Source organism: Clostridium sp. DL1XJH146, from assembly GCF_054819755.1.
The window spans coordinates 1-13,437 of record NZ_JBTVVN010000019.1 but is presented as its reverse complement, the minus strand read 5'-3'; the positions used below and the strand labels follow the sequence as shown (position 1 = coordinate 13,437).

At 27.7% G+C, this 13,437-nt stretch carries 8 protein-coding genes; 2 read left to right on the top strand and 6 right to left on the bottom strand.

Annotation, left to right across the window (positions count from 1 at the left end; all coding sequences use genetic code 11):
- Window positions 1-11: 11 nt before the first annotated feature.
- The 6 genes from ACVHXK_RS10515 to ACVHXK_RS10490 all read right to left on the bottom strand — a co-directional run bounded on the left by ACVHXK_RS10515 (window position 12) and on the right by ACVHXK_RS10490 (window position 11,537).
- Window positions 12-2,294 carry a hypothetical protein gene (locus ACVHXK_RS10515; RefSeq protein WP_461206348.1) on the bottom strand — a complete coding sequence of 761 codons (2,283 nt, stop codon included), beginning with the start codon at window positions 2,292-2,294 and terminating at the stop codon, window positions 12-14.
- 166 nt (window positions 2,295-2,460) lie between these two features.
- On the bottom strand, window positions 2,461-3,651 hold the full coding sequence (locus ACVHXK_RS10510; RefSeq protein WP_461206347.1) for an MFS transporter: 1,191 nt from the start codon (window positions 3,649-3,651) through the stop codon (window positions 2,461-2,463).
- A gap of 136 nt (window positions 3,652-3,787) precedes the next feature.
- A complete protein-coding gene (locus tag ACVHXK_RS10505; protein WP_461206346.1) occupies window positions 3,788-4,795 on the bottom strand; it encodes a LacI family DNA-binding transcriptional regulator in 1,008 nt (335 codons plus the stop codon).
- 266 nt (window positions 4,796-5,061) lie between these two features.
- A complete protein-coding gene (gene ileS / locus ACVHXK_RS10500) occupies window positions 5,062-8,169 on the bottom strand; it encodes an isoleucine--tRNA ligase (RefSeq protein ID WP_461206345.1) in 3,108 nt (1,035 codons plus the stop codon).
- A gap of 390 nt (window positions 8,170-8,559) precedes the next feature.
- On the bottom strand, window positions 8,560-9,534 hold the full coding sequence (locus tag ACVHXK_RS10495; protein WP_461206344.1) for a lysostaphin resistance A-like protein: 975 nt from the start codon (window positions 9,532-9,534) through the stop codon (window positions 8,560-8,562).
- A gap of 116 nt (window positions 9,535-9,650) precedes the next feature.
- Window positions 9,651-11,537, bottom strand: coding sequence for an N-acetylmuramoyl-L-alanine amidase (locus tag ACVHXK_RS10490; RefSeq protein ID WP_461206343.1), 1,887 nt, complete (start codon window positions 11,535-11,537; stop codon window positions 9,651-9,653).
- A gap of 212 nt (window positions 11,538-11,749) precedes the next feature.
- Between ACVHXK_RS10490 and ACVHXK_RS10485 the strand changes: the two genes are divergently transcribed.
- Together ACVHXK_RS10485 and ACVHXK_RS10480 are read left to right on the top strand one after the other, a co-directional pair.
- Window positions 11,750-12,388: an MBL fold metallo-hydrolase gene (locus tag ACVHXK_RS10485; protein WP_461206342.1), complete on the top strand. Its 639-nt coding sequence runs from the start codon at window positions 11,750-11,752 to the stop codon at window positions 12,386-12,388.
- 434 nt (window positions 12,389-12,822) lie between these two features.
- On the top strand, window positions 12,823-13,437 hold a 615-nt coding region (locus ACVHXK_RS10480; protein ID WP_461206341.1), incomplete at its 3' end, for a transposase.

The following is a 13,437-nucleotide window of genomic DNA, read 5'->3' as shown; positions in this document are numbered from 1 at the left end:
CTCCATAGTTTTTATGCAATTCCTTTTGAATATTCTTTAATATTATTTTGCACTAATAAAGCTTTTTCTTTATTATTAAGTGACCCAAGAATAATTACTTTTTCCGTTTTCATCAATAAAATATTTAACGATGTTTCTACATCAGTGCTTTTATCAAATATCAAAACATCAAAATTATCATTCCTATATTTGATATAATCGTTAACTTCATCTATAGTCATTATCCAAATCGGTATAAGTTTTTGTAATTTTTCATAATTATCATTAATAAGTACTTTATATTCTTTATCAGAAATCTCATCCTCAAAATTTGAATTTTTGTAATTATTAAATATATTCATTAAATAATTCAAATTTTCATCTTCGACATTATATAAATATTTTTCCCATATAGATAAAATAGATATTTTTTTTAAAATGTCTTTCTCTTTTTCCTTTTCCAAGTACAAACTTTTAGTTTGATTATTTAAATTATAACTATCTAATTTATCTAATAAGGTTTTAAACTTTGTCCATGACCATGCATTATTAAAACTTCTATATCTTACTAACATATCTGTTCTATTATTTTCTTGATCCAATTCTTGAATTAGTAATGGACATATACTCTGTAATATATTTATTGTTTGGTCTATTTTTTCTAATAATTCAATTTCTTTTTTCAAGTCTATAACCACATTTAATTCATGAATCAACTTGTCTATAAAATCATTATTGATAATATTATTATTCTCTGCATTACCTTCAAGCTTACCACTAAATTGTTCTAAAAATAGCTCTATCTTTTCTTGTATTAATTTATACTTTCTTAGTTTTTGTAATCCATTTATCCCATTTATTAAATTTATATAAGTGTCTTTTTTATACCAATCAATATTGTTTTTAGTCTTTATTCCCATATAGAACTTTTTAAGTAAATCTATATTATCTTGAATATTTATTACCTTCTCTGCTTTATTTATTGTACTTTCAATATCTTGGTATACATTATAACCTTTATATTTAACTTCAATAATTGAGCATACTTTCTCCAATAGATTATCAAATTCTTTTTGGTAAATAATTTTATCTATATATTTACATAGTAATTGAAATTGTGATTTATTATCAATTTTTTTTTCATCTACATATACACTCTCAAATAAATATCTAGTATTGTTATGAAAAATTTTATACTTAATTGTAAAATTATTATTACTCTTCATATTTCTATATATAGTTTGTGCGTCTTCTTGTAATTTATCTATTTCTATATCCTCAGGAATTTTAAATGTATGACTATTCAAGCTTCTATTCAATCTTCTTATTTTTTTATAGTAGTAATTTATTTTCAGTATCTTTTGATTTAATTCTTCTTTACCAATATCACCATTTTGAAATTTTAATAGACATTTTCGAATTATTTTATAATCATCGTCATCAAAATATCTTAAATTTTTAAATAATAAATTGAATACTTGTTTATTATTTATAATATAATTGGCGTTCTCTTTGTACTCTTCTCCCATTGCAATATATGCATCTATATTAGCTTTAATATTTTTATATTCATTTAACAAGCACAATATATCTTCTATATTTATCAATGAATTTATTATGTCTTTATATTTTAAATACTTTGTATAATCTCCTTTTTTTATGTTACTAAATAAATATATCATTTTTGAAAATTTAGCATCACTAATGGGTACAAGTTGTCCAATTTCAATTCTATCATCAATCCAACTAAAATCTTTTTCATTATACTTTACCCAATTTCTAATATCTTCAATGGTATATTTTTTACCTTTAAATTTATAATTTGCATTAACCAATTTTTTTATTTCACTGATATTATCTTTTATTTTACCTTGTTCTTCCCTACAACTTTCAAGTTCATTCAACTTTACTTGAATTGAATAATCTATTGTGCTTAAATCATATTCTTTATTATGCTGTACAGTATTTAGTGTACTTATTACGTTTTTAATAAAATTATCTTTCTCATTAAAATTATTCGAATAAAAATTCTTCAATTCATTTGGAATTTTTTGCTTGATCTTATCGATGACATTCTTTCCATTACTCACAAATAAAACATTTTTCTGTTTTTCTAAAAAATAGTGAAGAAAATTTGTAATTGCATTAATTTTAAAATCATCTGTCTCAAAATCCATTGACACTATATAATTACTTTCTATATTTTTAATAACATTTTTCTGTTTTTCATCAAAAGGTTCTGGTAAATATATATCATTTAGAACATTATTTTCCCATTCATGATATAAAAATACCTCTGTATATTTATATGACATAAAACCACCCCTATTATGGAAAATTATAGCATTTATTATTTATTATACCATATATTCCCATTATTAATACAGGAAATTTCAAAAAAATAATCAGCCTATTTATAATTATAAAAAAACAGTAGATAAATTTATTCTTACACAAATTTATCTACTGACCTCTTCACTTTTATGTAGTTTGGCTATTTTTATTAAAAGATGGTGCTTTTTTTAAGTATCTTTGTAATATCAAACCTATTATGAATGCTATTATAAAAGAAATAGAAAACAACCTAAATAAAATAAATACCGATATATGATTTAACAACGTACCCCCTAGTAAATTACCTGTAAAATTAGCAAATCCTGCTGCTATGGAGGAATATATAGTTATACCTGTTGTACGCATCTTTTCAGGGACAACGGTATTCAAATATTCCATTGCCGATGCTAAAAATATCGTAAATGTTATAGATTGTAGTAATTGAATAATAATTACATATGTATAGTTATCTACTATACTGCTTAAATACATCCTTATTGCATAGATTATTAATGAAAATAAATATAATTTAATTATGCCAAATCTTTTAACTAACTTTTTAAAATAAAAAAATATCGGTATCTCACTCATTGCAGTTATAAACCATAATATTCCTAACTGTGAAGAAGCTCCACCAGTTTCGTCTATTAAAACTGACAAATAAACATTAGTTCCTCCTAGTGCTAAATTAGCAAAAAAAGCAGATAAAATAAAAACTATGAACGTATTCCTTTTTAGTAATTCTCTCACATCTCTTATGTCAAATTTTATTTTACCATTTTCACTTTTCCCTTCTACTTTAATGTTATAAATATTTATTATAGCAATTATCATAAATATTCCATAAAAGTAATAAGATGATGTCAACCCTGTAAGTTTTATCAAATATCCTATGAACAAGGCTGATATAGCAAACCCCGCTGAGCCCATTAACCTCATTCTTCCAAATTCAATACTTCTATAATTTACCATCAATTCATAGCAAAATGCATCTAACACCGGAAATAGAGCGCATTGAAACAGCATAAACAAAAAAATAAATATTAGTATAAAAATAAAACTATTGGCTAGAGGTAATAACATAATAAATATTATACTACCTATCATTGAAATAATCAGTGTTCGTTTTTTATTAGAGAATTGGTCTGTAATATACCCCCACACAGGCTGAAATAAAACGCCCACAAGCGCATTAACTGCAAAAGCAATACCAACTTGATAAAAATTAAGATTTTTATCTTTAAAATATAAATATAAAAATGGAAAATAGCACGCATATGCTCCATATACCGAAAAATATGTTACCATAATCTTTTTCTTTATAGTTTTTTCTTTCATATAATATAATTCCTCTCATTATAGATACTCAATCAATAATAGTTTTACCACTATCTATAACAAACATCAAAAATATATTTATTAATTAAAAAAGAACTATTTAATACCATAGTTCTTCTCAATATATAAATACATTTTATTTTTTGACTGAATCTCTTTCAATAATTTTATAATTCAATACATAATGGTTATCTTGCAATTCTTCTTTATTAATAATTTTTATAAGCATTCTTGTTCCAACAGACCCCATATCATATAATGGCTGTGCAACAGTAGTTAATTTAGGATAAAATATAGAAGCTGCATAGGTATTATCAAATCCCATTACATCAATATCTTGTGGCACTAATAATCCTTTATCTCTTAAAGCATTTATTGCATTCATAGCGAAATCATCAACTGCACAGAATACAGCATCAAATTCTATTCCTTTTTCTAAAATGATCTCCATAGCTTTATATCCATTACCCTTTTTATTGTCTGTTTTGCAAATATGAACCAAATCTTCATTAATCTCAATATTATTCTCTTCTAACGCCATCTTATATCCATCAAATCTATATGACCTAGCATTTAACTTTTCACTAGAAGTTCCTATAAATGCAATTCTTTTATTTCCTTTTTCGATTAAATATTGAACTGCTTTTTTAGCTGCCTCTTTATTGTCTATAGTAACACTTGGAAATGTTTTATTTTCATCAACAGTTTCTATTAAAACTGTTGGCATTTGAAGGTCATGAATAGTATCTATTAATTCTTTTTCTAAAGAATTACTTATGTACACTACTCCATCTACCATTTTTTCTTTTAAAACCTTAAGATACTCTTTTTCTTTTTCAATATTCAAATCTGCATTACAAAGCATTATATTGTAATCATAGATATTAGCAATATCTTCTACACCTCTAACTATTTCAGGGTAAATTTGACTTGATATATCTGGAATTATTATTCCTAAGGTTTTAGTTCTTTGAGTTTTCAAACTTCTTGCAACTATATTAGGTCTATATTTCAATTTTTTGATTGCATCTTCTACCTTTTTCTTTGTATCCTCATTTACCACATCTATATTATTTAAAACTCTCGAAACTGTGGCTATCGATACGCCTGCTTCTTTTGCTACATCTTTTATTGACGCTGCCATCTAATTCACTCCCATCTTTTATATTTCCATCTAATAAATATTATAAAACAAATTAACTTTTATTAGTAGTACATACTTTATAATTATAGTATTATCCAATTTTATCTATTATATATTATATCATTTAATAAAAACTCTGCCAATATAGAGTTCCCACTGTAAAACTTTATTTATATGCATCCAAAAGCTCGATGAACTTGCGAGTTTTGGACACTTATAAATAAATAGTTGCACTGAAACCCTCTAGGCAGAGTTTTTAATTTACATTATTTTAATACTTCTACAGCAATATTTAATTTTTCATCATTAATTTTACTTTCAATATATTTATTTTCTTCGTTATATAATAACTCTTCTGTCAATGTTTCCTTCTTAATATGGTCTTCATATTTTTTAATTATTTTTTCAAGTTTTTCGTTATTTGCTATAAATAACTTAATCTTGTCAGCTACTTCAAAACCACTTTCTTTTCTTAAATTTTGGATTTTACTTAAAATTTCTCTAACATAGCCTTCTTCTTTTAATTCATCAGTGATATTACTATTAAGAACAACCCCAACATCCCCTTCTCCTGCAAATGCAAAACCTTCAAGCCCTTGCATTGTTATAAGAATATTATCACTATCAAGCTGTATTTCAGTATCTTCAGCAGTAATCATAACTTTTTCACCATTATTTACATTTTGAGCTAATACCATTTGGTCCATTGCTGCTATTGCTTTTCTTATTTGTGGAATCAACTTTCCATATTTTCTTCCTAAAATAGGCAAATTAGGTTTTATCTCAAAATTAACGTATTTTGATAAATCTGCACCAAACTCTACAGCTTTAATATTAAGCTCATCTTTTATAATATCGCCATAGTAATCAGGTAATGAAGTCGTGCTAATAAGCATTTCAGAAAGTGGCTGTCTATTTTTAATATTAGCTCCATTTCTTGCACTTCTACCTAATTTAACTATTTTATAAGCTAAATCCATATCTTTTTCTAATTCTTTTGTAACTAAAGCTTCATCATACTTTGGCCAGCTACATAAGTGAACGCTCTCGATTGCATTTGAATCTAGAACTATAACTAAATTTTGATAAATTTCTTCTGTCATAAATGGTACAAATGGAGCTGCAACCTTAATTAAAGTAGTTAATACTGTATACAACGTTGTGTAAGCACCAATCTTGTCATCAGTCAGTTCTGTAGTCCAGAATCTTGCCCTATTTCTTCTTACATACCAGTTTGATAATTCATCAACAAAATCTTGAAGCGCTAAAGCTGATTGTGTAATTCTATAATTATCTATATGGTCTTCTACTGTTTTTATTAATGTATTAAGTTTTGATACAATCCATTTATCCATGACATTTTCTGATTTAAAATCAGCATATTCAGTGGGATTAAACCCATCTATTTCAGCATATAAAACATAGAATGAATAAACATTCCACATAGTACTTAAGAACTTTCTTTGAGTTTCTTTAACATCATTTTCTGAAAATCTAGTAGGTAACCAAGGAGCACTTGCAGTATAAAAATGCCATCTTGTTGCATCTGCACCTTCATGTTCTAATACTTCAAACGGATCTACAACATTTCCTTTATGCTTAGACATTTTTAGACCTTTACCATCTAGTACATGGCCTAAAACCACACAGTTCTCATAAGAACTTTTCCCCCAAATTGCTGTTGATATTGCAAGCAATGAGTAAAACCATCCTCTTGTTTGATCTACAGCTTCTGAAATAAATTGAGCTGGGAATGTCTTATCAAAAACTTCTTTATTTTCAAATGGATAGTGATGTTGTGCAAATGGCATTGAACCTGAGTCGAACCAGCAATCAATAACTTCGCTTGTTCTTGTCATTTCCCCTGAACATTCAGGACATGTCAATTTAACTCCATCAATATACGGTTTGTGTAATTCAATATTGTCAGGAACATTAATTCCTTTTTCTTTTAATTCTTCTATGCTACCTATACATTCTCTATGTCCACATTCACATTCCCAAATTGGAAGTGGTGTACCCCAATATCTTTCTCTACTTATTCCCCAGTCTATAACATTTTCAAGGAATTTACCAAACCTTCCTGTTCTAATGTTATCTGGATACCAATTAATTTTATTATTATTTTCTAAAAGTTTATCTCTCAAGGTCGTCATAGCTACAAACCAACTATCTCTTGGATAATAAAGAAGTGGTGTATGACATCTCCAACAATGTGGATATGAATGTGTAAATTTTTCTGACTTAAACAACATATTGTTTTCTTTCATGTATTCTAATATTTTGCCATCAGCTTTTTTTACAAATAATCCAGCCCAAGGTTCAACACAATCTACAAATTTACCTTCTAAATCAACTAAATTAATTAACGGAAGCTTATTCTTCTTACCAAGTAGATTATCATCTTCACCATAAGCAGGCGCTATATGAACTATTCCAGTACCATCTGATAAAGTTACAAAATCACCGTGTACTATATAAAAAGCTTTTTCCTTTGGAGTATAAAATTTAAATAATTGCTCGTATTCTAATCCTAATAAATCTTCTCCTTTAAATTCTTTTACTACTTCATATTCTGTTTCTATTATATTTAATAGTTCTTTTGCAAGAATTAGATTTTCGCCTTCTGTAGAAATTTCAACATAATCATAAGCTTTATTTACTGCTAATGCAACGTTAGATGGAAGTGTCCATGGTGTTGTTGTCCAAGCAAGTATAAATCTATTTTCTTCCCCTTTAACTTTAAACTTAGTAAAAGCAGTAGCTTCTTTAACATCTTCATATCCTTGTGCTACTTCATGAGAAGAAAGGGCTGTTCCACATCTAGGACAATATGGAATTACTTTATGTCCCTTATATAAAAGTTCTTTATCCCACATTTGTTTTAAAGCCCACCAAACTGATTCAATATAATTATTTTCATAAGTAACATACGGATTTTCCATATCTACCCAGAAACCTAATTGTTCAGACATTTCTTTCCACATTTTAGAATATGTAAACACACTGTCTTTACATTCTTTTATAAACGCTTCAACACCATATTCTTCAATTTGAGGTTTGCCTGATATACCAAGTTTTTTCTCAACTTCTAATTCTACAGGAAGTCCATGAGTATCCCATCCTGCTTTTCTTAAAACTTTATATCCTTTCATAACTTTATATCTAGGTATAAAATCCTTCATAACTCTTGTTAAAACATGGCCTACGTGAGGTTTACCATTTGCTGTTGGAGGTCCATCATAGAAAGTAAAGTATTCCCCATCCTCATTACTATTAAAACTTTTCTCAACTACATCTTTTTCATTCCAAAGATTTAAAATTTCTTTTTCCATATCCACAAAACTTCTTGCTGAATCAATTTTCTTATACATTATATTATCTCCTTTCTCATTCTGTTTATAACTTTAAATACTTAAGTATTATAATTTTTATTTTAATTATTGCCAAAATAAACAATAAAAAAACTGCACCCTAATAGGACGCAGTAGTATCAACCACCCAATAGATTTTTCAAGTACTAACATACTCTATTCCTTAACGCGGAATAACGAAATAACTTACTGTAATTCAGTCATTAGCTCCATGGTGATTTTCATTTATACTAAGTTATGGGTTCACACCTTTTCCCACTCTCTTTGAACCTCTGTATAAACTACTCTCCACTTCTTTGCTTTTATATAATTACCTCTAATCATAGACATTATATATTATGAAAATTCAGTTGTCAAATTTTAATCTTTTATATTACTTTATGCCTAAGTTTATCCATAAATAAAAATCAAATCTCGTATTATAGCAACTAAAAATATTATAATACAACCAATAAACGGCCAATTTAATACTTTAATCTTATCTTCCTTTAATAAATCATTAGAACTTTGTGATACATCTGCTACTTCTTTGCTTTCTATAAATATATTACTATTATTAACTTCAGCTAATTTCCTAATAAGAAGGAAAATAACTCCACCACAAACTAAAGAAAGGAAAAAATAAAAGGTTACTGCTACTATTTGTGCTGCGATAGGTTGTGTGGTAATTGATGATTCACTTGTCAGTTGTTCAATTCCTCCAAATATATCTAAAAACTTCATTACATAATGAGCTATTATAGTATTGGATGCATTAACAATGAAATGTACAATCATTGAAGAGAATATAGACCCTGTTATTCTTACTAAATAAGCAAATATTATTCCAAGTACAAAAGCGTATAAAAATTGTTGTCCATTCATATGCATCATACCAAAAAATAGACCTGTTATGATAGCCCCTTTATGAATATTTACATTATCATATCCTTTAAGCACTATTCCTCTCATGGACATCTCTTCAAAAAGTGCAGGTGTTACAGCAATAACTAAAATCTTTACAGACAGCGGTATATCTACCATTACAGCCATTAGTTGTGATACATCATTAGGAAATACAAATTGTGAGATTATCGAAAATAACGATGCTATAGGCTGGATTAAAAACCCTATACCAATTACTATAAGTAATGATGAAAAATTCAATTTTTTTAGCCGTAAAGTTTCTATTATTGGTTTTCTTGTAATAATAAAATATATAACTATAGGGATAAAAATAAATAAAAATTCAGGTAAAAACAGGTACAAATACAATGGCATATTCATATTTTCCCAAATAGCCGGTAATGTATATCCACCTATTAAATATAATACCATTATAACTAATACAAAAAAATTAGACCTAAAAACTCTTCTATTCTCCATAATAAAAAATCCTTTCATATCTTATAATATTGATAATTTGATTGAATCAATTAGTTTATTTTAACATAAAAAAGAAAGATATGTAAAACTATTTAAGCTTTACATATCTTATACTATTAGTTTATTGTTTCTAATATTCCTGCAGATATTGCGTCAGCACATTTTTGTTGATATGCATCAGTTTTAAGTAGTTGCTCTTTTGCTGAATTGCTTAAAAACTCTAATTCTGTAAGTATAGATGGAGCATCTACATAATGATTGACATAAAACCCTCGTTCTTTAACCCCTCTATTAACTGATCCTATTGCTTTATACAAAGAATTATTTACATTTGCTGCAAACTGGGCTGAATCTGTTCTCCCATAATAATAGAAAGTTTCAACACCACTCACTGAACTAGTTGAACCCATGCTATTAGCATGTATAGAAATAAAATAATTAGCATTTGCATTATTAGAAATACTACATCTCATTGCAAGCTCATCTGATTTATTACTTGGCCAAGGCACATTATCACTCATTCTAGTGAACACTACTTCAACACCATTTTTAATTAATGTATTTGCAACCTTTAAAGCAACTGGCAATACTACATCTTTTTCTTTTACTCCACTTGCCCCAATTGCACCTGGATCATAACCACCATGCCCTGGGTCTATCGTTACTTTTATATTCTTTATACTAGTAGGCAATACTTGTAATGCCATTACTACTTCCTTTGCATTACTCTTAGTTGTTCCTTTTATTAATTGCAAACCAGCCTCACTTGTATTAACACTAGGAGAAGTCCAATTTACACTAGCTCTTACCATCTGCCCTTTTGAATTTGTTACTACTACATATTTTGGAAGTGAAAAAGCCTTTCCTTGAGTAGCTATTAATGAAAAATCTTCAACATTTGATACTGAATTATCATCATCTATAGGATATTCTGAAAATAATTCCTCTGTCGTTTCGGTATTTGATGGTTCTTCTGTATGATATGTTTCATAATATTTCATTACTCCTTCTGCTATAGCTTTTGCAGCCATATTTTGGAAAGATGATGACGCAAGAACTTTTTCTTCTGTAGGATTTGTAATAAATCCTAAATTAGTATATATAGCCACAGCATCAACTGTATTTAATGTTTTTAACACCTGTGCTGTTGTTCCTCTATTTGGTAGAGTTGTTTCTTCTTCAAATTCTTTTTGAACCAAAGAAGCTAATTCTTTACCTTCTGGACTTTCTTCTAAATAATATGATTCAGAACCAGAAGCTGTCGTAGACCAGCTGTTAGTATGAATGCTCACTAGTAAATCTGAATTGTTTTCATTAACAATCGCACTTCTTGCTCCTATACTTTCTGCTGCTGACCAAGATACAGTATCAGATTCTCTAGTATAAACAACTTTAAAACCAGCTTCTTCTAAAATTGTTCCTGCTTTCAATGCTACTGATAGATTAACATCTTTACCTTTAACTCCTGTGGGACCTACTTCATTACCAACATCATTGCCAGCTCTCCCAGCATCTAAACAAACTACATAATCAATTTCAGTTGTTGTTGGTGTAGTTGTTGTTGGTGTAGTTGTTGTTGGTGTAGTTGTTGTTGGTGTAGTTGTTGTCAATGGGTTGTCCACAGTTGTAAATTTCATTCTACTCTCATTCTTTAAATTAGTTCCTTTAGTAGACTTTATTGTGTTTCTTACAATAAGTGTGTATGTTGTAGCATATTCATAACCGTATGTTGGGGTTATTTTAACTTGTTTACTATTTACTAATTCACGTTTTATGCTTATGTATGTATTATTCTCATCTAATATAATTATTTGATGATCATCACTTATACAGCTCATATCAACATCAAAATTAAACTTTATATCCCAACCTTTATTTAATTGGACATTAGTTTTTGCTGATAGTTCTGTATAATTTTCAGCTGCAAATGAAAAATTGTTGAATATACTTGTAAAAATAAATACAAAAATAAGTATGTATGCAATATTATACCTTTTTCTCAAATTATCCCCCCTCATATTTTACCTTTCAATTATATTTTATTTTATTAATCCATATTTAGCAATAATTTTTAACAAAATTTTTAAATGAAATTTAAGGAAATGCTCAAATTGTTACATTCTCTTTTAATATATACAACTATTTGATAAATTTCATGTATACATGGTATAATAAATGTATTAATATGTAATTTTAGGATTATGGAGGTTATAGTATGAAAATCACTTGGCTTGGCCATGCATCATTCTTAATGGAAGATCGTAAAGGCAGTACAATTATTACTGACCCGTATGATCCATCAGTTGGATATAAATTATTTAAAGGTAAAATAAATTTAGTTACAATCAGTCATAACCATTTTGATCATAATTACACTAATGAATTAAATGGAAATCCTACAATAATAGATAAAGTAGGTTTATTTAATAAGTTTAATATTTCCATTGAAGGTATACCATCTTTTCACGATCATGAAAAAGGCTTAAAACGTGGTAGTAACATAATTTATACTTTTAAATTTGACAATTATAAAATATGTCATCTAGGGGATCTTGGTCATCTATTAACGGACGATGATATTAGCAAAATAGGTGAAATAGACATTTTATTAATTCCCGTTGGCGGTAATTTTACAATAGCTGCAAATGAAGCCAAAGAAATCACAAAAAAAATCAATCCACATATTGTTATCCCTATGCATTTTAAAACAGACAAAATTAACTTTCCTATTGATGGTGTTGAAAAATTTTTAATTGAAATGAAAAATGTAAAAAAAATAGATAGTGCTACTATTGAGATAAATGACAAATTAGACGGCTATAATAGAGTATATGTACTTCAATACAAACACTAACTTAAAACCAATGCACAATGCACAATTTATAATGAGAGTTTGATTGACCCTCATTATATTTGCTAATACATATTAGATTATTCCAAATGTGTAAAGTATTCCGAAAATAGTAATGAGAATTCCACTTACTTGATGGAAGCGATAGACTTTATCACCCCATAATATCTTTGACTTGGAAACTAATAAACGATAAATAAGAAAATCGCTCTTTAGACTCCCGCAAACTAAAAGAAATAATCCTACAGCAATAATTAGGCTACCCCATAGTATTGTCATCTTATAACCTCCTTTAATAAAAAAATTAATAGCCGATTGCAGAATACTGCAATCGTTGCTTCTACTATCTTTTAGCCGTTAGGCTTTTATATTTTCCTCCAATGTGGCATTCTATAAATAGCCCTATCTATAAAAAACACACAAAGGAGGACAATAACATGTTTTGTCTTAATAAAAATAAACAACTTAATATTTTTGAACAAGTATCTGAATTAAATGATTTAACCACCAAACAACCTACCGGTTTTTTAGATCTGCTTCGTAATAATTTTGATCTTAATACTTTTATACCTGAATCTTTTACCAAAAATTATTATGCCGATTTAGGCAGGGAACGTAAGTATTCCCTTTCTTCAGTACTTTCAGCTTTGATAATTATGCAAATATTTCATATACCCACAACTGTTTTATTGAATCTTTTTCTTGTATTTTCTACCGAAATAAGAGAATTCTGTGGTTTCAATGATACTATTCCTGATGAATCATTTTTCAGTAGATTTAAAATAACATTTGAAAGTGATATTGGTAATTTATTTGATGCAATGATCCCAAATGTTATTGATATTTGTGAAAAAATAAATGATGACCTTCCAGACGATTCTCCTGTTAAAAATCTAAATTCTATGCTAATTTATGATACTTCCGGCTTAAAACCAAGAGTCAAAGAAAATAATCCTAAGACACTTGTTTCAGAGATTAATCGTCAAAAATATTATGCAAAAGTTACTAAAAATGAGAAACATAATGCCTATGCTGCCGCATATAAAAATATG

Coding starts and splice junctions, on each gene's coding strand:
- ACVHXK_RS10515 (WP_461206348.1), bottom strand. CDS start 2,294: ATGTCATATAAATATACAGAGGTATTTTTATATCATGAATGGGAAAAT.
- ACVHXK_RS10510 (WP_461206347.1), bottom strand. CDS start 3,651: ATGAAAGAAAAAACTATAAAGAAAAAGATTATGGTAACATATTTTTCG.
- ACVHXK_RS10505 (WP_461206346.1), bottom strand. CDS start 4,795: ATGGCAGCGTCAATAAAAGATGTAGCAAAAGAAGCAGGCGTATCGATA.
- ileS (WP_461206345.1), bottom strand. CDS start 8,169: ATGTATAAGAAAATTGATTCAGCAAGAAGTTTTGTGGATATGGAAAAA.
- ACVHXK_RS10495 (WP_461206344.1), bottom strand. CDS start 9,534: ATGGAGAATAGAAGAGTTTTTAGGTCTAATTTTTTTGTATTAGTTATA.
- ACVHXK_RS10485 (WP_461206342.1), top strand. CDS start 11,750: ATGAAAATCACTTGGCTTGGCCATGCATCATTCTTAATGGAAGATCGT.